The sequence below is a fragment of the Nisaea sediminum genome, from assembly GCF_014904705.1.
In the GTDB taxonomy this organism is placed as follows: Bacteria; Pseudomonadota; Alphaproteobacteria; order Thalassobaculales; family Thalassobaculaceae; genus Nisaea; species Nisaea sediminum.
Genome location: NZ_JACZCQ010000010.1, coordinates 122,481 through 148,913, shown reverse-complemented (window position 1 = coordinate 148,913; position 26,433 = coordinate 122,481). Strand labels below are relative to the sequence as shown.

Sequence of the window (26,433 nt, the reverse complement as noted above, 5' to 3'; positions counted from 1 at the left end):
CCCGGGGGGCGCGCCATGCGTCATCACGCCGAGGAACTCGCCGGTAAATTCCCGCCCCTGCTCGTGGCGGCGGAGCGGGTTGCCGCGACCGTCTCGCAAGGCATGCACGGGCGGCGGCGCGTCGGCATGGGCGAGGCCTTCTGGCAGTTCCGTCCCTACCAGATCACCGACTCGGTGCGCCGGATCGACTGGCGCCGCACGGCCCGAAGCGACGAGGTCTATGTCCGCGAGACGGAGTGGGAGGCCTCCCAGAGCGTCTGGATCTGGCGCGACGCCTCGCCGTCCATGCGTTTCGCCTCCGATCGGACCCTGCCGGAAAAGACGGTGCGCACCGATCTCCTGGTCCTTGCTCTTGGCGCATTGCTGACCGAGGCCGGAGAGCGGATCGCACTGCTCGGCGAGGGAACCCCGCCGCGCGGCGGGCGGAGCGGTTTGAACCTCTTCGCGAACACGCTGGAGAACGCTCGAAACAGCGCCGCCAGCCTGCCGGCGCTGGAGCATCTTCCGCGCCATGCGGTCACCGTGATGGTCTCCGATTTCATGGAGCCGGCGGAGGATTATGCCGAAATCATCGGTCACTTCGCCGCTTCCGGCGTCTCCGGCTTCCTGCTGCAGGTGACCGACCCGGCAGAAGAAGCGTTTCCGTTCCAGGGGCGCATCCGTTTCGAAGGCACCGAAGCCGAGACCGCGCACCTGCTCCGCCGCGCCGACAGGGTGCGCGAAGCCTATGTCGAAAAACTGGCGCTGCACCGCGCCCGGCTGAAGGACGCCTGCCGCAAGGCCGGCTGGTTCTTCGCCCAGCACGTCACCTCCGAAGCGCCGGAAGCGGCCCTGCTGCAACTCTATGCCGCGATGACGCGGCAGAACGGGTAGGGCGACGCCATGCTGAGTCTCGGCCCGCTCGCCTTCGCCTCTCCCTGGATCCTGACGGCGCTCATCGTGCTGCCGGCGATCTGGCTGCTGATCCGGATCACCCCGCCCTCTCCTCGCACCGTCGCCTTCCCGGCGATCCGGCTGCTCTATGGGTTGCAGTCTCCGGAAGAGACGCCGGACCGCACGCCCTGGTGGCTCTTACTGCTGCGCCTGCTGTTTGCGGCCCTCGTCATCCTCGCGCTGTCACAGCCGCTGATCGGCGCCAGGGATGAGCTCGACGGGGGCGGCCCGGTGGTGATCGTCGTCGATAACGGATGGGCGGCCGCGCCGGGCTGGGCCGAGCGCAAGTCTGCCGCTCTGGACCTGATCGAGCGCGCAGAACGGGCCGGTCGGGAAATCGCGGTCTTCCCGACTGCGTTCTCGGATTCGGCGGCACTGGAGCGCGGCGGACTGATGGCGCCCGAGGCGGCCCGCACTTTCGTCAATGCGCTCGCACCCCAGCCCTGGGCCAGCGTCCCCTTCGTCGCGGCGGAACGGATCGGGGCGGCGCCGATCGAACGGCCGGCCTCCGTCTTCTGGCTCACCGACGGGATCCAGGACGCGGACGATGCCGTTCTCGCGGAACAGCTGATCCGTTTCGGCGCCCTGACCGTCTATGAGGGCGGCCAGCAGCCGATGGCGCTGACGGCGCGGATCGGGGACGGCAATGCACTGACGGCGCGGGTCACGCGGCTGAAACCCGGCGCCGAGCAGGGCGTGAACATCCGCGCCGTGGCGACCGACGGACGGGTTCTGACCCGCACCGCTGCGACCTTCGCCGAGGGTGAGCCTGCGGCGGAAGTGAATGTGGAGTTGCCGCTGGAACTGAGGAACGAGCTCGCCCGGCTCGAGCTTGCCGATCTGCCTGGAGCGGCCTCCGTCGCCCTTTTGGACGAGAGTTTTCGCCGCCGTCCGGTCGGTCTCGTCTCCGGCACCGGCTTTGCCGACTCCCAGCCGCTGCTGGAGGAGATGTTCTTCATCGACCGGGCCCTGTCGCCGTTCAGCGAGGTCAGCCGCGGCACACTCGCGGAGTTCCTCGAGCGCGACATCTCGGTGATCGTGCTGCCCGATACCGGCCTGTTGCCGCCGGCGGAAAAGCAGAAGCTGTTCGACTGGGTCGAGAAGGGCGGCACGCTGATCCGCTTCGCCGGCCCGCGCCTCGCCGCCGCAAGCTTGGAAAACCGCGGGCTCGGCGAGTCGGAACTGCTGCCGGTCCGGCTCCGCGGCGGCGACCGCTCGCTCGGCGGCGTGCTCTCCTGGTCGGAACCGGCCGCACTCGCCCCGTTCGACGGCGAGACGCCGTTCGCCGATCTGCCCGATTACGACAACGTGCTGATCTACAAGCAGGTGCTCGCCGATCCCTCGATCGAACTCGCGGACCGGACCTGGGCCAGCCTCGTTGACGGCACGCCCATCGTGACCGCGATGGCGCGCGAAGACGGGCGCATCGTCCTCTTCCACACCACGGCCAACACGGACTGGAGCGATCTCTCGCTCTCGGGCGCCTTCGTCGAGATGCTCCGACGTATTGTCGCCGTCAGTGCCGGCGTCGGACAGCGGACGGATGGCGGGGCCGCGGCACCGGTCGAAACGCTGGATGGCCTGGGCCAGCTCGGGACCCCGCCGGCGAGCGCACGCGCCATTTCCTTCCTGAAGGGCGAGGCGGCCAATATCGATCACGAGCATCCGCCCGGCTACTACGGCAGCGAGCTCTCTCGCACGGCCGTCAATCTCGGGCCGGAAGCGGCAAGGATGACGCCGCTGGAGACCCTGCCGGGAGGCACATCGCGGGTCAGCTACGGCGGCGGCGACGAACTCGATCTCGCGCCCTGGGCGCTCACGGCGGCGGTCCTGCTGCTGCTGGCGGATTTCGTCATCACGCTGGTGATGCGCGGCCTCGTGCCGGGCGTGGGCAATGCACGGGTGCGCGAAACGGCGGCGATGCTGCTGCTCGGCGCAACGCTTGCGACGGTTCCCGTGACGGCGAGTGCGCAGAACATCATCTCCAGCGGCGCGCCGATGAGCGAGGAGGACCGCTGGATCATGCGCGCGGCGCTCGCCACGAGGCTCGCCTATGTCATCACCGGCGACCGGGAGGTGGACGAGATCAGCCGCTCCGGTCTCAGCAGCCTGACCGAGGTCCTGACCCAGCGCACGGCGGTCGAGCCGCTGGAGCCGATGGCGGTCGATGTCGAGGTCGACGAGCTCTCGCTCTTCCCCTTGCTCTACTGGCCGATCACGGAGGCGCAGAGCGACCTGACGCCGAACGGTGTCGTGCGGCTCAACCTCTACATGCGGAACGGCGGCACGCTCTTCTTCGATACGCGGGACCGGATCGACAGCGGCGCGGGCGCGGGCGCCGGCCTGCAGCGCCTACGCAGCCTGACCCGCGAACTCGACATCCCCGCGCTCGCACCTGTGCCGGAGAACCACGTCCTGACCAAGGCCTTCTACCTGCTCGACAGCTTCCCCGGGCGCTACGAGGGCGGCCGGCTCTATGTCCAGCAGGACGAGGGCGACCGCTCGAGCGAGGTCTCGCCGGTGATCATCGGCAGCCATGACTGGGCCGCCGCCTGGGCGAAATCCGACGACGGCTTCTACCAATTCCCGGTGGTGCCGGGCGGCGAGATCCAGCGCGAGATGGCCCTCCGCTCCGGCGTCAACCTGGTGATGTACATGCTGACCGGGAACTACAAGGCCGATCAGGTGCATGTCCCCGCCATTCTCGAAAGGCTCGGGCAATGAGGGGGACGCGGCAATGATCGGCTCCGCCGTCGGCATAGACTTCTCGCCGATGATCCCCTGGTGGGCAATCGCACTCTTCGCCGCCGCCGGGATTCTGCTGGTGATCTACACGGCCGTGATGCGCGGCCGCGGCGTGGTCTGGCGCAGCCTCGCGCTCGCGGTGCTCGTCGCGGCGCTCGCCAACCCCTATCTGATCGCCGAGGATCGCGATCCGCGCAACGACGTCGCCGTGCTGCTGCTCGACGAGAGCACCAGCCAGAGCATCGACGGGCGTACGGAGCGGGCGGCCGCGATCTCCGAAAACCTGCAGCGCCAGCTCCAGGATTTCGAGGATCTCGATCTCCGCGTGGTGACCCTCGACGGCGGCCGGGCCCGGGCCAGCAGCGGGCGCGACGGCACCCGCTTCTTCGCCGCCCTGCGCGACGTGCTGGACGACGTGCCGCAAGGCCGTCTCGCCGGCGTGCTGGCGGTCACCGACGGGCAGAGCCACGACCGAGTGGAGGAGCTGCGCGGCCGCGACCTCGGTGCGCCACTGCACGTGATCCTGACCGGCAAGCGCGGCGAACGGGACCGCCGCCTCGTGGTCGAGCATGTCCCCTCCTTCGGCGTCGTCGGCCGCTCCGTCACCGCGAAGATCCGGGTCGAGGATGCGGAGGAAGCGGCGGCGGTGCCCTTCAGCCTCTCCATCGACGGTGTCGCCCAGCCGGACCAGGTGATCCGCGCCAACCAGGTGGTGGAGATCGAGATCCCGATCACCCATGGCGGCGAGACCATTGTCGAGCTCACCGCGGCGCCGGGCGAGGACGAGCTGACCATAAAGAACAACCGCGCCGTGCTCGCCATCAACGGCGTGCGCGACCGGCTGCGCGTGCTGCTGGTCTCCGGCGCCCCGCATGCGGGCGAACGCACCTGGCGCGACCTGCTGAAAGCCGACCCCTCTGTCGACCTCGTGCATTTCACTATTCTGCGCCCGCCGGAGAAGCAGGACGGCACGCCGGTGCGCGAGCTTTCGCTAATCGCCTTCCCGGTGCGCGAGCTGTTCGAGCTGAAGCTGGACGAGTTCGACCTGATCATCTTCGACCAGTACCAGCGCCGCGGCGTGCTGCCGCGCAGCTACCTGCGCAACATCGTCGAGTTCGTACGCAAGGGCGGCGCCTTCCTGGAGGCGAGCGGTCCGCCCTTCGCCTCGCGCCTGTCGCTCGCCAATACGCCGCTCGGCGAGGTCCTGCCGGCACTGCCGACGGGCGCCATCGTCGAGGAGCCGTTCCGCGCGCACACCACGCTCGACGGCCATCGCCATCCGGTGACCTCCGGCCTCAGCGGCGGCCCGCTGCTGGACGCCGACGGGATCGAGACCGAGACGGCGACCTGGGGCCGCTGGTTCCGCCAGATCGAGGCCGACGTGCTGCGCGGCGTGGTGCTGATGGACGGGCCGGAAGGCCGCCCGCTGCTGGTGCTCGACCGCTTCGGCGAGGGCCGGGTCGCGCATCTGCTGACCGACCAGATGTGGCTCTGGACCCGCGGCTTCGACGGCGGCGGCCCGCAGGCCGAACTGCTGCGCCGCACCGCCCACTGGCTGATGCGGGAGCCGGACCTGGAGGAGAACGATCTCCGCGTCCGGGTGCGCGGCGAGGAGATCGAAGTGATCCGCCGCTCGCTCGACGGCGAGCTGCCGGACGTGACCATGACCCTGCCGGACGGCGAACGCGTCACCCTGCCGCTCACCCGCACCGGCCCCGGCCGCGGCCAGGCGAGCTTCACCACGGACCAGGTCGGGCTGCACAGCTTCGCCGACGGGGTGCTGACCAAGCTCGCCGCCGTCGGCGCCCTCAACCCGATCGAGCTCTCGGACGTGCGCACGACGGATGAGTGGCTCGGCCCCGTGGCGGAAGCGACCGGCGGCTCGGTCACCTGGGGCGCCGAGGAGGCCGTCCCCGACCTCCGCCGCGTCCGCGCCGGCCGTGCGACGTCAGGCCGCGACTGGGCGGGGCTGATCCGGAACGAGGACTACATCGTGACGGGGGTAAGGACCGTGCCGCTGCTGCCGGGCGTACTCGTACTGCTGCTGGTGATCGGGGGGATCATCATGGCGTGGAGACGCGAGGCGGGGTGAGCACAGTATAATTTAATCTAGATTAGTATGTATCGCGATACGTTGTAGGCAATCTCGACCAGCCACTGGAATATATTTCTGTCCAGAGACGCTATCAACGTCATATTCAGAAAGAAAAAAACAAAAGATGTGATGCCAAGCGTAAATAGTACAGGGGCATGACGCAATGTGATCATTTCATCTTTATCGGCATCGGCTTGTGTCGAGACTTTCTCATCTTTTTCCGCAGGTAGGCTAGGGGAGTATTGATGCCAGCGGACAAGGTGGACGAAAAGAAATCTGAAAACCAATAACCCAGCGGCGATAAGGAAATGCAAAAATGTCGGAAGCAATGTGGTAACGAGCATGACGGTCACCCAGAACCGATCTCCGATTGATGCTGCTTTTACCTCCTCGAGCAGCGTCAGGAAACTGGGAGCAGAAATGTTCGAATAACTATCCGAGAATAAACTTGAAAGGATTTCAATAAATATAGACAACAATATAGCCGTAAACACCAGAAAGACAAAAGCAAGAACAGCGTCTATTATCAAGAAAAAAACTATGATTCCCTCTTTTTCTTTATTCTTAATTGTGTGAAAAAGGAGAAATCTACTTGCCTCAAAAGAAATTAGATCGGTTATCGCGTTTGTAATCGGCAAAATGAACACAAACAATGTAAGCGCATAGAATGCGTGAAAATTGATTATCCCATAATTCTGCAATGCGATTGCGGTAAGATACGTCACGATAATCGGCAAGAGACAACCAGAAACAGTAGACTTTCGGTCTGTGCTCTTAAATGAGCAAATCAAAACCGCCGAAAACCCACAAATCATAGTAATTGCAAGAGAAATGATCGCAATCTCTTTCAACCCCGAGACCGCAAGGAGCGAAAGAGACAAAGCCATCGTACCAACAATAAAAATATATGAAATTCCAACAACATCAAAGACAACAATATTAAAATATGAAATCACGCTTTTCCTTAATGTCTTTATCGCTTTTTCATTTCCTTGCCGGAATCTCTCAATCCATCGCGTGGTAACGTCGTCTATGCTCGAATAGTATAACGGCGTCTCGCCAATAACTCTCTTGAAAAAAGCCAACGAGCCCTGCACGAATCCAACAATAAATACGATTATTGCTCCAGCGAATCCGATTCGCGCCGCATCCACAAGGGATTGCGCTGTAAAGGTGGTAGAGGTCGCGATCGGCTGCCGCCCCGTAGAACCGAACAAAAGCGCAGCAATATCTGTCGTGAAAATGATCGAATTTAGACCACAAATGAATCCCGCCCACATGCAGCTAAGGGACAGAATCTTAATCGCCCTCTTAATATCAAAATTGTGTTCTGTGACGTCGAGGAACTCCAAAGAAAAAATCAAAAACGTGACAAAGGAAATGACACAGACAATCCCGAACAAGAGACGCTGATCACGTGATAGTAAATTATCCAGAATGCTAAATGGCCCTAAATTTACTTTTCCATCTATGATAACGGTAAACATAAATGAAATCGTTGCGTAGAAAAAAGCAAGAACAACAAAAGACCCAAAAGACTGCACACTGAATGGAGGGCCGATATATTTATTGAGAAAGCGCTGAACAGACACCAAAAAAATACGATAGACTTTTATGGCAGCATTTGAAATCAAAAACAGGCGAAGAGATTTAAGATAGCTTCCATTTTTTACAAAAAATCGAACGAGCAATAGAGAGATCGCGATGCTTAAGTAAGCAACGGGATACTCGCCGAGCCCTGCCGAGCCGAGAAAATCCAATAAATCCTGCATTGGTATTCGAATCTGACCCCCAAACGTGTAATGCATTCAAGCATTTTTTGCATCATGCGCAACAATAATCGCGCACTAAGTGCCTTATAATACTTCGCTCTCACCCAAACAAACTCATCCGCCGCATCACCCCGTCCTTTTTGATCAGCCAGTGCCGGAGCGCGCCGGCGATGTGCAGGCCGATCAGGCCCGCGACGGCCAGCGCGGCGAGGCCGTGCAGGGCGAAGAGGGTTTCCGAGAGCGCCGGGTCCTTGGCGAGCAGGCCAGGGAGGGTCCAGTTGAAGAACTCCACCGGATAGCCGCCGGCGGCGGTCGCCGCCCAGCCGAGGATCGGGAGCGCGATCAGCATCACGTAAAGCAGGTGCTGCACCCCGGTCGCGAGGATGCGTTCGGGCGGGGTCAGGCTGTCCGGCTTTGGCGGCGCGCCGAGGCGAATACGCAGGACGAGGCGGAGCAGCATCAGGGCGAGGACGAGGACGCCGGCGGTCTTGTGGTACTTGTAGATCGCGTTGGTGAGGTCGCCGCCGAATGTCTTCATCAACCCGTCGAAGCCGAGGGTGAAGAACAGGGTGCCGGCGCCGAGCGCGGCGAGGACCAGCAGCGCGATGATCCAGTGCAACCAGCGCTGGGGGAGGGAATAGCGGTCGTCCTGCATGGGGCTCCCTGCCGGGTGGTGATCGGGACGGTGCATAGTGTAGCCGACATCGGTGGGTATGCGACAGTTGCTCCGATGATCGTCACCCCGGCGGAGGCCGGGGCCCAGGAGATCGAAGGACACGATCCTATGTTCCCTGGGTCCCGGCCTGCGCCGGGATGACGCTTTTTTTGGATGAGGTGGGCCGGAAGCTCCCCTACCCCGTGATCGCCTTCGTCTCCAGAAACTCCGCAAGCCCGAACGGCCCATTCTCGCGGCCGATGCCGGACTGCTTGTAGCCGCCGAAAGGCACGTCGGTGTCGCCGTAATTTCCGTTGATATAGACGTTCCCCGCCCTGAGCCGGCGGGCGACGCGCTGGGCCCGCGCCGCGTCCGAGGTCTGGATATAGGCGGCGAGGCCGTAATCCGTGTCGTTGCCGATGGCGACCGCCTCGTCCTCGCCGTCGAACGGAATCATCACCAGCACCGGGCCGAAGATCTCGTTGCGGGCGACATGCATGCCGTTGTCGACATCGGCGAAGATCGTCGGCTTGACGAAATAGCCCCGTTCGAACCCGTCCGGCTTGCCGAGACCGCCGGTCACGACGCGGGCACCCTCCTCGATCCCCTTGCGGATATGGTCCTGTACCCGCTCGAACTGGATCTTGTTCACCAGCGGGCCGATGTGGTCGCCCGGCTGCTGCGGGTCGCCGACCTGCACCTCGGCGGCGAAGCGCCCGGCCATGGTGACCGCCTCGTCATAGACGCTCTTCTCCACCAAGAGGCGGGTCGGCGCGTCGCAGGACTGGCCGCTGTTGGAGAAGCAGTTCCGGACGCTGAAGCGCAGCGCCGTGTCGAGATCGGCGTCGGCGAAGAGGATGTTCGGGCTCTTGCCGCCAAGCTCCAGCGCCACCCGGCGGATGCCGTCCGCCGCCGCCTTCATCACTTCTGTGCCGGCGCGGGTCGAGCCGGTGAAGGAGAGCAGGTCGATCCCCGGATTGGCGGAGAGCGCGGTGCCGGTGCAGAAGCCGTCGCCATGCACGAGATTGAAGACGCCCGGCGGGCAGCCCGCCTCGGCCAGCACCTCCGCCACCATGCCGGCGGAGAGCGGCGCGTATTCGCTCGGCTTCAGCACCATGGTGCAGCCGGCGGCAAGCGCCGAGGCGACCTTGGCCATCACCTGGTTGACCGGCCAGTTCCAGGGTGTGATCAGCCCGGCGACACCCGCCGCTTCGTCGCGCAGCGTGCTGCCGCCGCGTAGGCTCGGGCGTTCGAAGACATGTGCCTCCAGCGCCTCGATCGCCGACGCAAGGAGCGTGTCGCCGCAGGGTGCCTGGCTCTCCCGCGAGAAGTCGCGCGGCGCGCCCATCTCCATGGTCATCGCCTCGGCGAACTCGTCCCGGCGCCGGAGATAGATCTCGCGCGCCCGGCGCAGCAGGTCGGCGCGTTCGGAGATTGCGGACTCGCTCCACATCTCGAAGGCGTCCCGCGCGGCGCGGACGGCATAGTCCACGTCCTCGGCGCCGCCGAGCGAGATCACCGCCACGGCCTCCTCGGTCGCCGGGTTCACGACCTCGAAATCCTGGCCGTCGATCGGTGCGACCCAGCTTCCGTCGATGAAGAATGCGCGTCGGTCCAGCATGGCTCTCCTCCCGGCTGCAGATTGTCCGTCGGGAGCGGCCCCTAAGCGCGCCCCGGGGGTACGATTTCATAGCCCGGCGCCTCCGGCTCGTCATCCACCATCTCCGCCGGGAAGCCCGGCGCGGTGATGTCGAGGCCGGTCGCCTCTTCCAGCCGCTTGATGATGTTGGGCGAGAGCTCGCGCGGACCGAAGCGGGAAATGCCGTCGCGGAAGATGTCGCAGAGCAATGGAGAGACCTCCAGCGGGACGCCATTCTTCTCCGCGATCTCGTGGAAGAGGCCGACATCCTTCAGCACCAGATCCATAGTGAAGCTGATGTCGCGCGAGCCGTTCAGGATGACCTGGCTCTCGGTCTCGTGGACGAAGGAATTGCCGGAGGAGATGCGGATCGCCTCGAAAGTGGTGTTGAGATCCATCCCCGCCGCCTTCGAGGTCACCAGCGCCTCGCAGAGCGTCACCAGATTGGCCGTCGCGAGGTAGTTGGTCATCACCTTCAGCACCGAGGCGGTACCGAGATCGCCGGTATGCAGGATGCGGCGGCCCATCATGGTCAGCACCGGCAGGATCTTCTCGAAGGTCGGTCGCGCACAGCCGGCGAGGATCGCGATATTGCCGGTCGCCGCCCTGTGACATCCGCCGGAGACCGGGCAGTCGACCGCCTCGGCGCCCTTTGCCGCGACCAACGCGCCGAGCCGTTTGACTTCATCGGCGTCGGTGGTCGACATCTCCGCCCAGATCTTCCCCGGCGCGAGCCCGGCGAGGATGCCGTCTTCCGCTTCCATCACCGACGCGGAGATCGCCGGGCTCGGCAGGCAGGTGATGACGATGTCAGAGGCCTCCGCCATCGCTTTCGGGCTTGCGCCGGCTGCCGCGCCTTGCTCGATAAATGGCTGCATATTCGCCGCGTCGAGGTCGCGTACCGTGAGTTCGGCGCCGTTCCGAAGCAGACTGCCCGCCAGCTTGGCCCCGACATTTCCAAGTCCGATGAACCCGATCTTCATCCCGTCTCCCCCGCGATCTGAACTCCGGGCGAGCTTGCAGGCGACGGAACCGGATGGAAACCGGAGAAATGCTTATCGGAGAACCGGGCTCACGTTATGAATCCCGCGCGCCTACTTTCTAGCCGACAGAGAGCGCCAGCGTCCGGCTGATCTCGGCGCGCGGGCGACCGCTCTCCTCGTGCCACGCGTTGAAGGCGGCCTGGATCTTCGCCAGGGCCGATTTCGAGGTGGCCGGACCGTCAATCACGCCGGCCTGCCCCAACGCCGCGACCACATCCTTCGAGAGGATGAAGCCGTCCCAACCGACGAAGCGGAGGAAATACTGCCCGGTCGCGCCGCCGAGCCGGGTGCCGTGCTCCTTCAGATACTCCAGCAGACCGATCTGATCGGTCCGGTCCCATTTCGCGAGGAACCTGCCCGCGCTGCCGTCAAGCGCCGCCATCTGCTCCACCAAGAGGGCATTGTCCCGCACCGCGAGAATCTTCGGCTTGTTGCGCACGATACGGTCGTCTGCCATCAGGGAGGCAAGCCGCTCCGCGCTCATCTCCACATTCACGGCGATGTCGAAATCGTCGAACGCCTCCTCGAATCCCGGCCATTTGGCCTCGATCACCTTCCAGGAGAACCCGGCCTGGAACACCCGCTTGGCCATCTCCGCAAGGATCCGGTCGTCGGAGAGAGCCGCCGGATCGCCCGGCCGCAGCCCCTCGGTGATGCGCTTGTCCAATGCGGCGGCACCGCCATGTTTTTCCTCGGCCCGTCGACGGATCGCGGCAAAGCTTTCAACCGGCATCTCTCGTCTCTCCAGTGTAGAGCTCGGTACTCAGATATTTGACCCCACTGTCGCACATCACGGTGACGATGACGGAGTCCGGCCCCAGCCGCTCCGCTTCACGGAGGGCGACGAGGACGTTCGCCCCGGTCGAGGTGCCGGCGAAAAGCCCTTCCTCGCGCGCCAGACGGCGGGACATCGCCATCGCCTCCATCGTGCTCACGGCAGCAATCTCGTCGATCGGCGAGGGATCCCAGAGCGGAACCACGAACCCCGCCCCGACGCCCTCGATCCTGTGCTTGCCCGACGGACCGCCGGACAGCACCGCCGATTCTGCGGGCTCGATGGCAATTGTGCGGATATCCTTGCCCCGCTCCTTCAGGAACTCGGAAACGCCCCGCGCCGAGGCGGCTGTCCCGGTCGCCTGAACGAAGGCATGGAGGCGCCCGCCGGTCTGCTCCCAGATCTCCGCGCCCATCGCATGGTAGGCCGCAAGCTGGTCGGCATTGTTGAGCTGGTCCGTCCAGAAGGCGCCGGTCTCCTGCTGGATCCGGTCCGCCTCGGCGATCATCGCGCGGGTCAGCGCCGCGTCCATAGCGCCCTTGTCGCTCGGCACCACGGTCAGCTTCGCGCCGAGCGCCTGCATGTGCCGTCGCTTCTCGAGGCTGAAGGCATCGGACGTGACGATGTGAAGGGGATAGCCCTTCACCGCGCAGACCATGGCGAGCGAGACACCGGTACTGCCCCCGGTATATTCCACCACCGGTCCGCCGGGCGGGAGCCGCCCGTCGCGCTCCGCCGCCTCCACCATGGCCAGCGCCATGCGGTCCTTCATCGAGCCGGTCGGGTTTTCGCTTTCGAGCTTGAGCAATACCCGGCCCGCCCCGGCCGGTACCAGTTTCCGCAGCTCGATCAGCGGCGAGTTGCCGATCCGGTCGATAATCGTCTGTCCGCGCACTGTCACCTCCGTCAAATGCGAATGCGGGACCTTAAGTGGCTATTTATAAGGACCAAAGAGCGATAATATTCACCATTATGGTCAAAATTTTATCCACTAGTTGGGACGATCTCCGGTATGTGCTCGCGGTCGCGCGGGCGGGGTCGATCCGCGCGGCCGCACGAGACCTCGGGGTGAATCACGGCACCGTGCTGCAGCGCCTGAACGCGGTCGAGCAGACGCTTGGCACGCGCCTCTTCGGGCGGACGCGCCGGGGGCTGGAAGCAACCGCGGAAGGAACGGAGCTGGCCCGCCATGCGGCCGAGATGGAGACCGCCTTCCGCACCGCGACAAGTCTCGCCGCCGGACGGGATGCGGAACTGAAGGGCCCCATCCGGGTCAGCATTCCCTTCGCGCTTTGCCCCGCTGGGCTCGGTGCTGCGCTGGCCGGGTTCGCGGAGGATTACCCGGAAATCGAGATCGAACTGGAGATCACCGACCGCTTCACCCGTTTTGCCGAGCTCGAGGCCGATCTCTCCGTCCGCCTCGCCTTTGAGGTCGACGACGAAGCCATCGGCCAGCGGGTGATGCAGTACCGCAAGACGGTCTATGCAAGCGCGGAGACCCGCGCGCTGCTGGAGCGGGACCGCGGTGCCGTCCGCTGGCTCGGCTGGGCGAAGGAGGACGAGGGTACCGGCTGGACCGAGGAGACCGGGATCACCGGCCTCGCCATGGTGCATAAATGCCCGGAGCACCGGAGCCAGATCGAGATCACGCGACACGGCCCTTTCCTGACACTCCTGCCCTGTTTCCTCGGCGACTGCCAGTCCGGCCTGGTGCGCGTACCCGGCGCGAAGCTGATCGCCGACCGGAGCATCTGGATCCTCTCCCGCCCGGACCAGAAGAACCTGGCGCGGCTGCGAGCCCTGAAGGACGCGCTTGCCCGGCATTTTGCGGAACGAAGAACGTTCTACGAGGGCGTGCCTGCTCAGTAGGCCTTGCCGCGCGCCGTCACAGGCCAGAGGCATTCGACCTTGCCGCCGCGCACGCCGACATACCAGTCGTGGATGTTGCAGGTCGGATCGCAATGGCCCGGCACCAGCTTCAGCCTGTCGTTCGCCTTCAGCACATTACCCGGATCGCGGATCGTACCGTGCTCGTCCGAGCAGCCGACATACTCGACATCGTTCCGTCCGAAGATCACCGGCAGGCCGGAATCGATACTCTGGACCTTGAGGCCGGCATCGCAGACCGCCTGCCCGGGTTTCGCCGTGCTCATGACCGAGGTGAGCAGGAAGAAGGCGTTCTTGAAATCGGAGATCGGCGCGCCGCTTTCGTCGAGGTCCTTGCCATAATCCGCGTCCATGAAGGCGTAGGAACCGCATTGCAGCTCGGTATAGACCCCGGAATTGCCTTCGAACATGTAGCTGCCGGTTCCCGCGCCGGTCACGGTCGGACAGGGAATGCCGGCCGCGACGAGCGCATCGCGGGTTTCCCGCGCAAGGGCGATGGCGCCGTCGATCCGCGCTTTCCGCTCGGCGAAGGCACGCACATGCTGGGCTGCGCCGTGATAGGCTTGGATACCCGAGAAGACGAGCCCGGGCGCGGCCATGATCGCTTTCGCCAGTTCCACCGCCGGCGCCCCCGGCTCGACGCCGCAGCGACCGGCGCCGCAATCGATCTCGACCAGCACCGATATCTCGCTGCCGTGCCGGGTCGCCGCCGCCGAGAGTTCCGCGACGTTCTCCGCATCGTCAACGCAGATGCCGAGTTTCACGTCGCCCGCAAGCCGGGCCAGCCGGTCGATCATGCGCGGACTGCGGACCTGGTTGGTGACGAGGATATCGGTGATGCCGCCGCGCGCGAAGGCCTCGGCCTCGGAGGCTTTCTGACAACAGATCCCCGTTGCGCCGCCGATCTCGATCTGCCGGCGGGCGATGTCGGCAGACTTGTGCATCTTGCCGTGCGGCCGGAGCTTCACGCCCATCCCGGCGCAGAGTTTTCCCATCTTCCGCAGATTGTCCTCGAAAGCGTCGAGGTCGATCACCAGACAGGGCGTCTGAATCTCGGCTTCCGGCATGCCGACGGCCGCCGGCATGTCGTATCCGACTTCAGGATTGCTTGAAGACATGTCGATCATCTTTATCACTCCCTCATCTCAGCCTTTCATCGCCGCAAGCCCGACAACGATCAGCATCGACAGCGCCATGCCCTTGTTGATCACGGACTGGCTCCTCTCCGACAGATCGAGATGCTTCAGCGAGACCCCGGCCCAGAGCCAGAGCAGGTGAACCGGAACCCAGATCGCGTTGATGATCAGGAATTTCAGCGCCAGTTCCATGCTCATGTTCTCGGGCATGAAATGAAAACCTGAAAAAAGCGTGGTGTTGACCGCGTATGCCTTCGGATTGATCAGCTGCAGAAGGAACCCGCCGACGATTCCCGGCGCGGTCTGCCGTTCGACAAAGGCGATCTTCGAGCCGGCCCAGCCGATCTTGAAGGCGAGATAAAGCAGGTAGGCGACCGATCCGTAGAGCAGCACCGGCCCGAGGATCGGATTTGCAAGCACGATCGCCGCGATCCCGGTCACGGTGAGCACGGCCACCGCGTTGGTGCCGATGCAGAGCCCGATCAGGAAGCGTATGCCGGCTGCAAAGCCGTATCCAGCCCCGACGCCGGCTGCCGTCAAAACGCCAATTCCGGGCGTGATGATGAGAAAGAAGATCGCCGTTGCGAATGAAAGCATGAGAATCCGGAAGGCTGGAGGCGGAAAACGCCGGATGAGGAGCCTAGCCTCGCCGGCGGAGCTGTCAATCTGTTCGCTGGTTATCCCGGGAAGCGGGACGCGCGCTCTGATCGCTCGCCGAAATACATGGCATTTTAGATAGTTGAACCGGTGTTCCAGAATTAACCGCTTCTTTATTATCTCAATGATAAAACGCTGAAAATTCCAGCAGGACGAGACAAACGATGACCAGGATTCAACTCTTCGCGCTCGGGTTCTTCATGTTCGCTGCCGTCGCAGCTCCGACAGGGACCGCGTCCGCGCTCACCCTCTCCGAGAAAGCGGCGATCCAGGCCGCGATGCAGCGGCACGTCGACAGCACACTGGTCAACGGCTCGGTTCTCTATCTCGATCCGAAAGATGGCGAGGTTCACAAACTGCATCCGGTCACGGCTCATCCGATGATCCTGTCGATGGCGGATCACTACGTCCTCTGCTTCGATTTCCGTGACGATTCCGGAAAAGACGTGCCCATCGACTACTACATGGCCCGCAGCGACGGCGATTATGTCGTTTTCCATACCGCCGTCGCCGACCGCGCCCTGCTGCAGCGGTTGATGAAGGACGGCCGCGTGAAGCGGGTTCAATAAACGAACGCACGGTTACTCTCAGGCTGATCCAATGGGCGCCAATCCGCCATTCCCGAGACTTCTGAAGGTCAAATTGCTGGCAATTGTCAGCATGACCTTCCTTGCGCTCATCGTCCCGGGGATCTGGCTGTTGCTCGTCAGCTCTTCGCTCGTCGACGAGGAACTCCTCGCCAGCCGGATCGGCAACCTGACCGCCCGCACCGCGCTCGCCGTTGACAGGCACGCCGCCTACGACAAACCGTTCCTCGCCCGCGACCTGTTGTCGCCGCTCGCCGCCGACCGCGCCTTCCTGTGTGCCGAGCTGACGAAAGGCAATGAGGCACCGGCTATGGCGATGCCGTCGTCGCAGGGCTGTCCGGATAATCTCGACGGCATGGAAATCCGAATTCCGGCCTCCAAGGACGGGCTCTGGTCCTTGCGTGTGATGTTTACGGACAAGGAATTGAAGGAAACCAGGCAGTTCGAATATACCGCCGGTGCGACAGCGATTGCCGTCGCTTTCCTTGCGGCGCTGATTGCCGTGGTCGTCGGTTTCTTCTTCCTCGTCGACCAGCCGCTGAAGCGCCTGCTCACGGCCATCCGGGAATCCTCGAACTGCGGCGAACTGCAAACCGTGAACTGGCAAAGCCGCGACGAGATGGGACTGGTCGTACAGGCCTACAACACGATGGTAGAGCGCGAGCGACAGCGTGAACTGACGCTACGATCCGTCAACGAGGAACTGCGCCGGTCCGAGGCGGATCTGGGGGACCTCAACCGGGATCTCGAAGATCGCGTGCGCGAGCGCACGCGCGAACTCGAGATCGCCAAGAAGGCCGCCGAGTTCGCCAACAGTTCCAAGACCCGCTTCCTGCGTGCGATGAGCCATGAGTTACGGACGCCGCTGAACGCCATCATCGGCTTTTCCGACATCATGGCGCACGGCACGCTCGGCAAACTCGAGAACGAGCGCTACCGGGAATTTTCTGTCGATATCCGCGAGAGCGGGCGGCACCTGCTGAAGATCATCAACGAACTGCTGGACATCGCCCGCATCGAGGCCGGTCAGGACTCGCTCGAAGAGGAAATCGTCGGCGTCGATGCGCTGATCACCGAAGCGGTCCGGCTGGTAAAGCCCCTGGCGGACGAGCGGGGCATCGAACTGCAGCGCTCCGAAGTCGACCCGGAACTGGTGCTCGATGTCGATGCGACGAAAATGAAACAGGTGCTGCTGAACCTGCTCGGCAATGCGGTCAAGTACACGCCGGCGGGCGGCACCGTCAAAGCGACCGTCTCCCTCCGGCCGCGCCATGGCGACAGCCGCCGGGGCGGGATCGAGTTCCATATCTCCGATACCGGACGCGGCATCCCGTCGGATCAGATACCGAAGGCCCTGACCGCTTTCGAGCGGCTCGACGACGAGATTACTGCGTCGCAGAGCGGCACCGGCCTCGGTCTGCCGTTGGCGCAGATGATGGTCGAACTGCATGGCGGCACGCTCACGCTCGAAAGCGAAGTTGATGTCGGAACCACGGTCTCCGTCTGGCTGCCGGCGGCGCGCGTCGGCTATCTCAGAAACGCGCTCGACGATCTCAAGGCCACCGGCACACACTAGCCGGAAGGCCCGTCTTCCGGCATGGCGATCGCTTTGCGTCAGGTCATTTCCGTCGATTGTGCGGTGCGATATAGAGTACCTGCGGCCTCTCGACATAGCCGGAGATACCTGACGTGGAGATCCAAAACCGGGACGGACTGACCTCGGCGGAAGCCGGACGGCGTCTGGCGGAGTTCGGGCCGAACCGGCTTCCCGAGCCGAAATTGTCCGGACCGCTTGTGCTGTTTGCCCGGCAATTCCTCAGCCCGTTCATCTACATCCTGTTCATCGCCGCTCTTGCCTCGCTGGCCATCGGACAGATCCCGAGCATGGTTTTCATCGTGGCGGTCCTGTTGATCAATGCCGTGATCGGAACGGTGCAGGAATATGCCGCGCAGAAATCCGCCTCGGCGCTCCGCAAGATGGTCCGCGGCACGGCGCGCGTCCGCCGCGACGGGACGGACCGGAGCATCGACATCGAGGAGGTTGTTCCGGGCGACCTCGTTCTGCTCGCTTCCGGCGATAAGGTACCGGCCGATATCAGCCTTGCCACCACTCACAATCTTGCCGTCGACGAGTCCGCACTCACCGGGGAATCCCTCGCGGTCACCAAGAATGCCGAGGCGCACTCCGACGGCGACGCGCCGATCTCGGAACGGGTCGATATGTGCTTCGCCGGAACCGTCGTCACTCACGGCCGCGCCCTTGGCACGGTGACGGCGACCGGACTTTCCACAGAGATCGGTTCGATCGCGCGGGAGATCGGCGCGGGACGGCTGTCCGAGCCGCCCCTGATGATTCGGATCCGCCGCTTCACCTACAAGGTGGCGGGCGGCATCGGGCTCTCGATCCTCGCCCTGATTCTGCTGATGCTCCAGATCGGCGGTTACGACACCCGCGACATGGCGATGATGTCGATCGGACTCGCCGTCTCAGCGATCCCGGAAGGCTTGCCCGCGGCGCTGACCGTCGCGCTCGCCATCGGCATGGGGCGGATGGCGAAGCTGCACGTCATCATCCGCAAGCTGGTCGCGGTCGAATCCCTCGGTTCCTGCACCTTCATCTGCTCCGACAAAACCGGCACGCTCACCGTCAACGAGCTCACCATCACGAAGATCGTGCTGCCCGGCGGCGCCGAGTTCGAGGTCAGCGGCTCCGGTGTCGGTCCGGGCAGCATCGGCTCGCCGGAGCAGCATCACCGTCTGCGCGATATCTGCCTGACCGGGGTCTTCGCCAACGAAAGTTATCTGGATTACGCGGGCGGCGAATGGGCCTCTGACGGCGATATCGTTGACGTCGCCTTTCTCGTCCTCGCCAAGAAGCTCGGCCTTTCGCTGCGCCAGGTCCGCGCCGAGCAGGCGCAGCTGGAGATGATTCCCTACGAATCCGAGCGCGCGCTCTCCGGCAGTCTGACCAGGCTCGGCGCCGGCGCCTGTCTGCATGTCAAGGGCAGTCCCGAGAAACTGGCGGCGATGTCGAGCCACATGCTCACCCAGGACGGCGTGGTGCCGGTCGACCGGGCCGCCATCGAGGCGCAGTCGCTGGACCTGGCGCGGCAGGGCTACCGGGTGATTGCGCTCGGGAGGCGTGAAACCGACCGCTCCACAGGCGCGATCGACCAGCTTTCCGAGCTTACCTTCCTCGGCCAGGTGGCGATGATCGATCCGGTCCGCCCCGATGCGAAGGACGCCGTCGACAGATGCCGCGCCGCCGGGATCGAGGTCGCGATGATCACCGGAGACCACCCGGCGACGGCGGGCGCTATCGCCCGGGATCTCGGCATCCGAAACCTCTCCGGCGAGGTCGTGACCGGAAGCGCCCTGCGCGATGCCGCCGAAACGGGACAGGATGCGCTCGACGCCCTGGTGAAGCCCGCCCGGATCTTCGCGCGGATCGAGCCGCTACAGAAGCAGCAGATCGTCGACTCGCTGATGCGCGCGGGTCATTTCGTTGCCGTCACCGGCGACGGGGTCAACGACGCCCCCGCGATGCGCCGCGCCAATGTCGGCGTTGCCATGGGCAAACGAGGGACTGACGTCGCAAAGGAGGCTGCGGACCTGATCATCACGGACGACCGCTTCGCCTCCATCGTCGCTGGAGTGGAGCAGGGCCGGGTGGTCTACGGCAACATCCGCAAGGTCATCGCGCTACTTGTCGCCACAGGGTTCTCGGCGCTGCTGCTGTTTTTCCTGACCGTTCTCGCCGGCCTCCCGATGCCGCTCAACGCGGTCCAGTTGCTCTGGCTGAACCTGATCGCGAACGGCCTTCAGGACGTCGCCCTCGCCTTCGAGCCGAAGGAGGGCAACGAGCTCAAACATCCGCCGCGACGCCCGGACGAGCCGATTTTCGACCGGCGCATCATCGGCCATGTGCTGGTGACCGGCACGGCGATGGGACTGCTCGCTTTCACCGTCTTCGACTGGCTGATCTCGAGCGGCAGAAGCGCCGACGAGGCCCGCAATCTCACGCTGATGCTGATGATCCTGTTCGGCAACATCCATGCCCTCTCGAGCCGTTCGGAAACGCGCTCGCTGTTCCGGATCCGGTTCTGGGGCAACCCGTTCCTGGTCCTCGCCGTACCGATCGCACAGGCCGTCCATATCGGGGCGACGCATGTGCCCTGGATCGCGGACGTGCTTTCCCTGCGCCCGGTCGCCGTCTCGGAATGGCTGATGCTGCTCGGCGTCTCGCTGCTTCTGCTGGTGATCGAGGAGGCGCACAAATACTGGCACCGCCGCGGACACGGGGATCAGACGGCGAGATAGCTCGCCGAAATCTCCGCGTCTGCCTCGAGTTCGGCGAAGCTGCCGTCGAAGCGGATATGGCCCCCATCGATGATCAGCGCGCGCTCCGCCACGGTGCGGGCGAAGCGGAGATTCTGCTCCGAGAGCAGAACAGTAACTCCGGCCGCCTTCAGGCGCCGGACTGTCCTGGTCATCTGCTCGACGATCACAGGCGCGATGCCTTCTGACGGCTCGTCCAGAAGCAGGAGACGGGGATTGCCCATCAGGGTGCGGGCGATGGTCAGCATTTGCTGCTCGCCCCCCGACAACGTGCCGCCGAGGGCGTTCCGGCGCTCGGCAAGATTGGGGAAGAGCTCGAACAGACGCTCGGGCGTCCAGAGAGGAAGACCGGTGCGTACCGGCTGGCGGCCGACCTCCAGGTTCTCGCTCACGGTAAGGTCGGCGAAGATCCGGCGTTCCTCCGGCACATAGCCGAGCCCCATGCGGGCGATCCGGTGCGGCGGCAAGCGGGTGATGTCGCGGCCCTCGAAAAGCACCTTTCCGCTCTCGGGGCGGACGAGCTGAAGGATCGATTTCAGTACCGTCGACTTGCCGGCTCCGTTCCGGCCGAGCAGAGCCACCGCCTCGCCCTTGCCGACGGAGAAAGACACGTCGAACAGGATATGCGCCTTGCCGTAGAAGCTGTTGACCGCGGCGAGTTCAAGCATGGCCCGCCTCCGCGCCGGAGCCGAGATAGACACTGCGGACCTTCGCATCCGCGCGCACGATGTCCGGCGCCCCGTCGGCGATGAGCCGCCCCCGGTCGAGCACCATGATCCGGTCGGCGTGGCCGAACACCACGTCCATGTCGTGCTCGGTGAAGAGCACGCTGATCCCGCCCTCGGCGACGATGCCCGAGACCAAATCCATCAGCGCGTGCCGCTCCCTCGGCGCCATGCCGGCAGTCGGCTCGTCCATCAGCAGGAGGCGCGGCGCACCGGCGAGAGCGATGGCGAACTCCAGCCGCTTGACGTCGCCATAGGCGAGCACGCTAGCGGGTCTGTCCGACTGTTCCGCCATTCCGACGCGTTCCAGCAGGGCGACGGCCTCATCCCGCCGGCGGTCGCGGGCACGGCGGACCGGGTCGAAGCTCTCGCCGTTCCGCGCCTGCAAGGCCGTCTGCACGTTTTGCGCCACCGTCATCGAGGCGAAGACCGAGGTGATCTGGAAGGTGCGGCCGACACCGAGCGCCCAGATCTCGCGCGGGTCCTTGCCGACCAGATCGACACCCTCGAAGCGGGCGGTGCCCGCGTCGGGCCTGAGCTCGCCCATCAGCATCTGGAACGAGGTAGACTTGCCGGCCCCGTTCGGCCCGATCAGGGCGAGCCGTTCGCCTGCGTGGAGATCGAAACCGAGCTCCTCGACCGCATGCACGCCGCCGAAAGCCTTGGAGAGACCGCGCACTTCGAGCATCGCGCTCATGTGACCTCCCGGCGCCCGAGGAGGCGCCCGGCAAGACCTGCGAGCCCGGTCGGCGCGACCAGCACGATGGCAATGACCGCGAGGCCGAGCAGCAGGCGCCAGCTTTCGAGCCGGGAAAGCCAGTCCTGCAGCAAGGTCAGGACCGCCGCCCCGACGAGCGGCCCCGCGAGGGCGTCGACGCCGCCGAGGAAGACCATGATCAGCGCATCGAAAGAGCGCGCGATTTCCAGCGCGCTCGGAAAGACGCTGCCCTTGGAGAAGACGAAAAGCCCGCCCGCCAGCCCGGCCATGGTGCCGGAAACGACCATCGCGGCGAGCCGCACCCGCTGAACATGGATACCGGAGACGCGGGCCCGCTTTTCGGAATCCCGTGCCGCCCGGAGCGCGTAGCCGAAGGGAGAATGCGCAAGGTGGCGCAGCATAAGGATGGCGCCGCCGCCGAGCGCAAGGGTCAGGTAATAATAGACCGTTCCGCCCGAGGCCCATTCGGAGGGCCAGATCCCGATCAACCCGTCGTCGCCGCCGGTCACCTCGGTCCACTGGAAGGCCAGCGACCAGAGCAGCTGGGCGAAAGCGAGGGTCAGCATGGCGAAATACACCCCGGTCAGGCGCAGGCAGAACCAGCCGATGGCGAAGGCGAGCCAGCCGCCCGCAAGCGGCGCCAGGAGCAGCGCGAGCTCCATCGGAGTTTCCGCATAGGTGACCGCAAGGGCCGCCGCATAAGCACCGCCGCCGAACAGGGCCGCATGGCCGAAGGAGATCAGCCCGCCGAGCGAAAGCATGAAATGCAGGCTCGCGGCGAAGAGCGCGAGGACCACGATGTCGGTCGCAAGCACCAGGGCGAAATCGCTGCCGATGAGCGGCAGCACGGCGAGCAGTCCGATAAGAGCCAGTGCCGCGGCCCGCCAGCGCGGCCCGAGCGGTGCCAGCGGCCGGTCCGGGACGCCGGCGGCAGGCGGTCCCGCCTGCAGCTCGGCCCGGCCGAACAACCCGTGCGGGCGCACCAGCAGCACCAGAGCCATCACGACATACATCAGCACAAGCGTGCTTTCCGGCAGGTAGAGCACGCCGAAGACATTGACGACGGAGATCAGCACGGCGGCGACGAAAGCACCGCCGATCGAACCCATCCCGCCGATCACGACGACGACAAAGGCGGGAGCGAGGATACCGAGATCGAGCGTGAGATCAGCCCCGCCCTTCGGCAATTGTAGCGCCCCGCCGAGACCGGCGAGCGCCGCGCCGAGAAAGAACACGCCGCTGAACAGGAGCGACTGGTTGATGCCGAGCGCGCCGACCATCTCGCGGTCCTGGGTCGCCGCCCGGATCAGGATCCCGGCCCGTGTCTTCGTCATCAGCAGCCAGAGACCGAGCAGCACCAGCGGCGCCACCGTGATCAGGGCGAGATCGTATTCCGGGACCGGCTGGCCGAACAGCATCACCGCGCGGTCGAGCCCCGGCGCGCGCGGCCCGAGCAGGTCTTCCGGCCCCCAGAGCATCAGGGTCAGATCCTGCACGACGAGCACCACCCCAAAAGTCGCGACCAGCTGGAACAGCTCCGGCGCCTTGTAGAGCCGGCGCAGGATCAGACACTCGACCAGCAGGCCGAAGAGACCGACGGCAACGGCAGCGCCAAGCGCTGCCGCCCAGAAGCCGAGCGGTCCGGTCAGATATTGCAGTGCCGTGTAGCCGCAATAGGCGCCCAGCATGTAGAGCGAGCCGTGGGCGAAATTGACGATCCGGGTCACGCCGAAGATCAGCGAGAGCCCGGAGGCGACGAGGAACAACGCCGCCGCGTTCGCCAGCCCCGCCAGAAGCTGGGCAACCAGAAGTCCCATAAGACCTTCCCCGGCCCTTGTTCCCGGCGGCTACTCCGCGGGACGGAGCGCGCGCACCTCGTCGTCGGACGGCAGATAGTCGGCGCCGTCGCGATAGGTCCAGTCCACCATGATGCCCTTGCCGTCCTTGACCGCCGTCTTGCCGACGAAGGCGCCCATGGTCGACTGGTGATCGATCGCCCGGTAGGTGATCTCGCCGACCGGCGTCGCGAGTTTCAACCCCTTGAAGGCCTCGACCAGCGCCTCGGTCTCGGTGCTGCCCGCCTTCTCGATCGCCGCGGCGATGGAGAGCATGGTGTTGTAACCGACCAGCGAGCCGTTGCGCGGATAGTCCCCGTAGCGCTTCTCGTAGGCTTCCTTGAAGGCTGTGTGCTCCGGCGTCTCGATCGCGTACCAGGGATAGCCGGTGACGATCCAGCCCTCCGGCGCCTCGTCTTTCAGCGGATCAAGATATTCCGGTTCGCCGCCGAGCAGGCCGAGCATGGTCTTGCCGTCGAACAGATTGCGCAGCGAGCCCTCGCGCGCGAATTTCGCGAGATCGGAACCGAAAGTGACATTGTAGATCGCCTCAGGATTGGCCGCGGCGAGCGCCTGGGCCTCGGCGGCACCGTCGATCTTGAACAGGGCCGGCCACTGCTCGGCGACGAACTCGACATCGGGCACCAGCTTGGTCAGCACCTGCTTGAAGGCCGCGACCGCCTCCTTGCCGTAGGCATAGTTCGGCGCGATGGTGGCCCAGCGCTTGGCGCCGGTCTTCGCCGCTTCCTCGGCCAGCATCGCCGCCTGCATGTAGGTCGAGGGGCGGAGCCGGAAGGTGTAGCGGTTGCCTTTCTCCCAGACCAGCGCATCGGCCAGCGGCTCGGACGCAAGATAGAGCTTCTTCTTCTGCTTGGCGTAGGAGGCGAGTGCGAGGCCGACATGGCTGAAGAGGTTGCCGGAGACCAGCACGACGCCGTCGCGGCTGAACATCTCCTCGGCGATCTTCACCGCCTCGTCCGGCTTGCCGAGATCGTCGCGCGAAACCACCTCGATCATGCGCCCGCCGAGGACGCCGCCCTTGGCGTTGATATGCTCGACCGCGAGATCGAGGCCCATCTTGTAGGGCACGGTGAAGGCCGGCAGCCGCGTATAGCTGTTCATGTCGCCGATCTTGACGCTGTCGGCGGCATGAGACGGCGCGGCGATGGCGGCGGTCAGCAGCGCCGCGCCGAGCGCGAGTCCGGTGAAAATTGTCCTGATGGTCATTCCGGTCCCTCCTCTTTGACAGCCGGGTTGCGCTGTTGCTGCGCGCCGCGGCGCCGCTCGCGCCGTCGGTCCCAATTCCGACTGCCCTTCAAACCTGGAAAAGGGGACCCTTCGTCAAAGCCCCCCGCAAGTCAACCGTCACCGATGCCGCCGACCGGGAATTTCCTGATCGCAGAACGGAACCAGTGTTTCGGAACGAATTGGAGCGGGTGCCCCGTGGCGGCAAGGCTCTGTGGTGCGGCTCGCAGCTTCCGGCCTTGCCACCGGCCCCGCCCCCTCCCAGAATTCCCGAAAAAGCAGACCCGGGAGGGGGCGATGGCAGGGACCGCAACAGGCATCTACCCGATGCTCTATGCGCTGTTCGGCGCGGACGGAAAACTCGACAAGGGTGCCCACGAGGCCCAGATCGAAGCCTGTCTCCGCGCCGGAGTCCACGGGCTCGCGGTCGGCGGGCTCGCCAGCGAATGCAACAAGCTGACCGTCGCCGAGCGACGGCGACATGTGGAATGGACGCTGGCCATGACCGCGGGGCGCCGCCCGGTCAGCGTGACGATCAGCGACAACACGGTCGAGGGACAGATCGAGGGCGTGCGCCACGCTGCCGATCTCGGCGCCGCCTGGGCCGTCCTGCAGCCGCCGCCGGTGAAGACCGCCTCCGAGGCCGCCTTGATCGACTTCTTCGGCGCCGTCGCCGACGCCTCCCAGGTCCCCATCGGGATCCAGAACGCGCCGGAATATATCGGCATCGGGCTCTCCAATGCCGGGCTCATCGAACTCAACCGCCGCCACCCGAACGTCTCGATCCTGAAGGCGGAGGGCCCGGCGCTCTATATCGGCAGGTTGGCGGAGGACGCGGCCGGACGCTTCGAGCTGCTGAACGGCCGCAACGGCATGACCCTGATCGACGATCTCCGGGCCGGCTGCTCCGGCTGCATTCCGGGCGTCGAATGCTCGGACGTCGAAAGCCGGATCTTCGAGCTCTGGCAGGCGGGCAAGCAGACGGAGGCGGAAGCGCTCTTCCGTGAGGTTCTTCCCCTGCTGCATTTCCTGATGACCGGGATCGATCACCTGCTCTGCTACGGCAAGCGGCTGGCGGCGAAACGCATCGGGTTGAAGGAGGTGCACGACCGCGGCCCGGCGGAAGCGCCGCACCCTTTCGGCTTGCAGGTGCTCGAGGCCTGGTCCCGCGATCTCGGGCCGCTCTGAGCCTCTAGCCCTTCGCCTCGAGCAGGTCGTACATCGCCCCCAGCGCCGTCACGTAGCCGCGCGGGCCGAGGCCGCAGATCACGGCGGTGACGGCCGAGGACATGATCGAGTGCCGGTGCAGCGCGTCGCGGGCGTGGATGTTGGAGATATGCAGCTCGATCTTCGGCCCCTCGAAGATCTTCAGCGCGTCGAACAGCGGCACCGACTGGAAGCTGAGGCCCGCCGGGTTGATGATCAGCCCGTCCGCCGCATCCTCGGCCTCGTGGATCATGTCGATCAGCGTGCCCTCGTGGTTGCTCTGTTTAAATTCGATCGGCCCCCGCGCCGCATCCCGGCACCAGCCCTCGATCTCCTCCAGCGTCGTCCGCCCGTAGATCGTCGGCTCCCGCTTGCCGAGCTTGTTCAGGTTCGGGCCGTTCAGGATGTGGATAGTGTGGGCCATGAGGTACTCCGTAAAGAT

21 protein-coding genes are annotated in these 26,433 nt (G+C 64.9%); 8 read left to right on the top strand and 13 right to left on the bottom strand.

What is annotated here, in order from left to right:
* The first annotated feature begins 15 nt into the window (after positions 1 to 15).
* The 3 genes from IG122_RS19515 to IG122_RS19505 are packed head-to-tail and all read left to right on the top strand — an operon-like array spanning position 16 to position 5,770.
* Complete coding sequence (locus tag IG122_RS19515; RefSeq protein WP_193187675.1) at positions 16 to 873, top strand: DUF58 domain-containing protein; 858 nt, start codon at positions 16 to 18, stop codon at positions 871 to 873.
* Positions 874 to 882: 9 nt separating this feature from the next.
* Positions 883 to 3,657, top strand: coding sequence for a DUF4159 domain-containing protein (locus IG122_RS19510; RefSeq protein WP_193187673.1), 2,775 nt, complete (start codon positions 883 to 885; stop codon positions 3,655 to 3,657).
* A gap of 13 nt (positions 3,658 to 3,670) precedes the next feature.
* Positions 3,671 to 5,770, top strand: a complete 2,100-nt coding sequence (locus tag IG122_RS19505; protein WP_193187671.1) for a hypothetical protein — start codon at positions 3,671 to 3,673, stop codon at positions 5,768 to 5,770.
* A gap of 17 nt (positions 5,771 to 5,787) precedes the next feature.
* Here the strand turns inward: IG122_RS19505 and IG122_RS19500 are convergent, their stop codons facing one another.
* From IG122_RS19500 to IG122_RS19475, 6 genes are all read right to left on the bottom strand, one after another.
* Positions 5,788 to 7,581 (bottom strand): hypothetical protein, encoded by a 1,794-nt coding sequence (locus IG122_RS19500; RefSeq protein ID WP_193187669.1) that lies wholly within the window; start codon positions 7,579 to 7,581, stop codon positions 5,788 to 5,790.
* A gap of 64 nt (positions 7,582 to 7,645) precedes the next feature.
* Positions 7,646 to 8,200, bottom strand: a complete 555-nt coding sequence (locus tag IG122_RS19495) for a cytochrome b (protein WP_193187667.1) — start codon at positions 8,198 to 8,200, stop codon at positions 7,646 to 7,648.
* Between the two features lie 196 nt (positions 8,201 to 8,396).
* A complete protein-coding gene (locus IG122_RS19490; protein ID WP_193187665.1) occupies positions 8,397 to 9,821 on the bottom strand; it encodes an aldehyde dehydrogenase family protein in 1,425 nt (474 codons plus the stop codon).
* 41 nt (positions 9,822 to 9,862) lie between these two features.
* Entirely contained in the window at positions 9,863 to 10,822 is a 960-nt protein-coding gene (locus tag IG122_RS19485; protein WP_193187662.1) for an NAD(P)-dependent oxidoreductase, read from the bottom strand.
* Between the two features lie 118 nt (positions 10,823 to 10,940).
* Complete coding sequence (locus IG122_RS19480) at positions 10,941 to 11,615, bottom strand: DNA-3-methyladenine glycosylase I (RefSeq protein ID WP_193187660.1); 675 nt, start codon at positions 11,613 to 11,615, stop codon at positions 10,941 to 10,943.
* Positions 11,605 to 12,552: a PLP-dependent cysteine synthase family protein gene (locus IG122_RS19475; RefSeq protein WP_319024938.1), complete on the bottom strand. Its 948-nt coding sequence runs from the start codon at positions 12,550 to 12,552 to the stop codon at positions 11,605 to 11,607. Before IG122_RS19475 ends, IG122_RS19480 begins: the two co-directional genes overlap by 11 nt.
* Before the next feature lie 77 nt (positions 12,553 to 12,629).
* Here IG122_RS19475 and IG122_RS19470 point away from each other — a divergent pair, with 77 nt between their 5' ends.
* The gene (locus IG122_RS19470; protein ID WP_226893767.1) at positions 12,630 to 13,526 is read left to right on the top strand and encodes a LysR family transcriptional regulator; all 897 of its coding nucleotides are present in this window, start codon (positions 12,630 to 12,632) and stop codon (positions 13,524 to 13,526) included.
* On the opposite strand, the gene IG122_RS19465 is transcribed toward IG122_RS19470, so the two are convergent.
* Both IG122_RS19465 and IG122_RS19460 read right to left on the bottom strand, forming a co-directional pair.
* Positions 13,520 to 14,671 carry a DSD1 family PLP-dependent enzyme gene (locus IG122_RS19465; protein WP_193187655.1) on the bottom strand — a complete coding sequence of 384 codons (1,152 nt, stop codon included), beginning with the start codon at positions 14,669 to 14,671 and terminating at the stop codon, positions 13,520 to 13,522. The genes IG122_RS19470 and IG122_RS19465 overlap by 7 nt on opposite strands.
* Before the next feature lie 18 nt (positions 14,672 to 14,689).
* On the bottom strand, positions 14,690 to 15,277 hold the full coding sequence (locus IG122_RS19460) for a LysE family translocator (RefSeq protein WP_193187653.1): 588 nt from the start codon (positions 15,275 to 15,277) through the stop codon (positions 14,690 to 14,692).
* Positions 15,278 to 15,501: 224 nt separating this feature from the next.
* On the opposite strand from IG122_RS19460, the gene IG122_RS19455 reads away from it, so the two are divergent.
* From IG122_RS19455 to IG122_RS19445, 3 genes are all read left to right on the top strand, one after another.
* Entirely contained in the window at positions 15,502 to 15,906 is a 405-nt protein-coding gene (locus IG122_RS19455; RefSeq protein WP_193187651.1) for a hypothetical protein, read from the top strand.
* Between the two features lie 73 nt (positions 15,907 to 15,979).
* Positions 15,980 to 17,500, top strand: coding sequence for a HAMP domain-containing sensor histidine kinase (locus IG122_RS19450; protein WP_193187649.1), 1,521 nt, complete (start codon positions 15,980 to 15,982; stop codon positions 17,498 to 17,500).
* A gap of 113 nt (positions 17,501 to 17,613) precedes the next feature.
* Complete coding sequence (locus IG122_RS19445) at positions 17,614 to 20,244, top strand: cation-translocating P-type ATPase (protein WP_319024937.1); 2,631 nt, start codon at positions 17,614 to 17,616, stop codon at positions 20,242 to 20,244.
* On the opposite strand, the gene IG122_RS19440 is transcribed toward IG122_RS19445, so the two are convergent.
* The 4 genes from IG122_RS19440 to IG122_RS19425 are packed head-to-tail and all read right to left on the bottom strand — an operon-like array spanning position 20,229 to position 24,767.
* Positions 20,229 to 20,930: an ABC transporter ATP-binding protein gene (locus IG122_RS19440; RefSeq protein WP_193187647.1), complete on the bottom strand. Its 702-nt coding sequence runs from the start codon at positions 20,928 to 20,930 to the stop codon at positions 20,229 to 20,231. The genes IG122_RS19445 and IG122_RS19440 overlap by 16 nt on opposite strands.
* Entirely contained in the window at positions 20,923 to 21,684 is a 762-nt protein-coding gene (locus IG122_RS19435) for an ABC transporter ATP-binding protein (RefSeq protein ID WP_193187644.1), read from the bottom strand. The genes IG122_RS19440 and IG122_RS19435 overlap by 8 nt, the downstream gene beginning before the upstream one ends.
* Positions 21,681 to 23,522 (bottom strand): ABC transporter permease, encoded by a 1,842-nt coding sequence (locus IG122_RS19430; RefSeq protein WP_193187642.1) that lies wholly within the window; start codon positions 23,520 to 23,522, stop codon positions 21,681 to 21,683. Before IG122_RS19430 ends, IG122_RS19435 begins: the two co-directional genes overlap by 4 nt.
* Before the next feature lie 30 nt (positions 23,523 to 23,552).
* Complete coding sequence (locus tag IG122_RS19425) at positions 23,553 to 24,767, bottom strand: ABC transporter substrate-binding protein (protein ID WP_193187640.1); 1,215 nt, start codon at positions 24,765 to 24,767, stop codon at positions 23,553 to 23,555.
* A gap of 315 nt (positions 24,768 to 25,082) precedes the next feature.
* On the opposite strand from IG122_RS19425, the gene IG122_RS19420 reads away from it, so the two are divergent.
* Positions 25,083 to 25,973 (top strand): dihydrodipicolinate synthase family protein, encoded by an 891-nt coding sequence (locus IG122_RS19420; protein ID WP_193187638.1) that lies wholly within the window; start codon positions 25,083 to 25,085, stop codon positions 25,971 to 25,973.
* Between the two features lie 4 nt (positions 25,974 to 25,977).
* Here IG122_RS19420 and IG122_RS19415 read toward each other — a convergent pair whose 3' ends face one another.
* Positions 25,978 to 26,415, bottom strand: coding sequence for a type II 3-dehydroquinate dehydratase (locus tag IG122_RS19415; protein WP_193187636.1), 438 nt, complete (start codon positions 26,413 to 26,415; stop codon positions 25,978 to 25,980).
* Positions 26,416 to 26,433 lie beyond the last annotated feature (18 nt).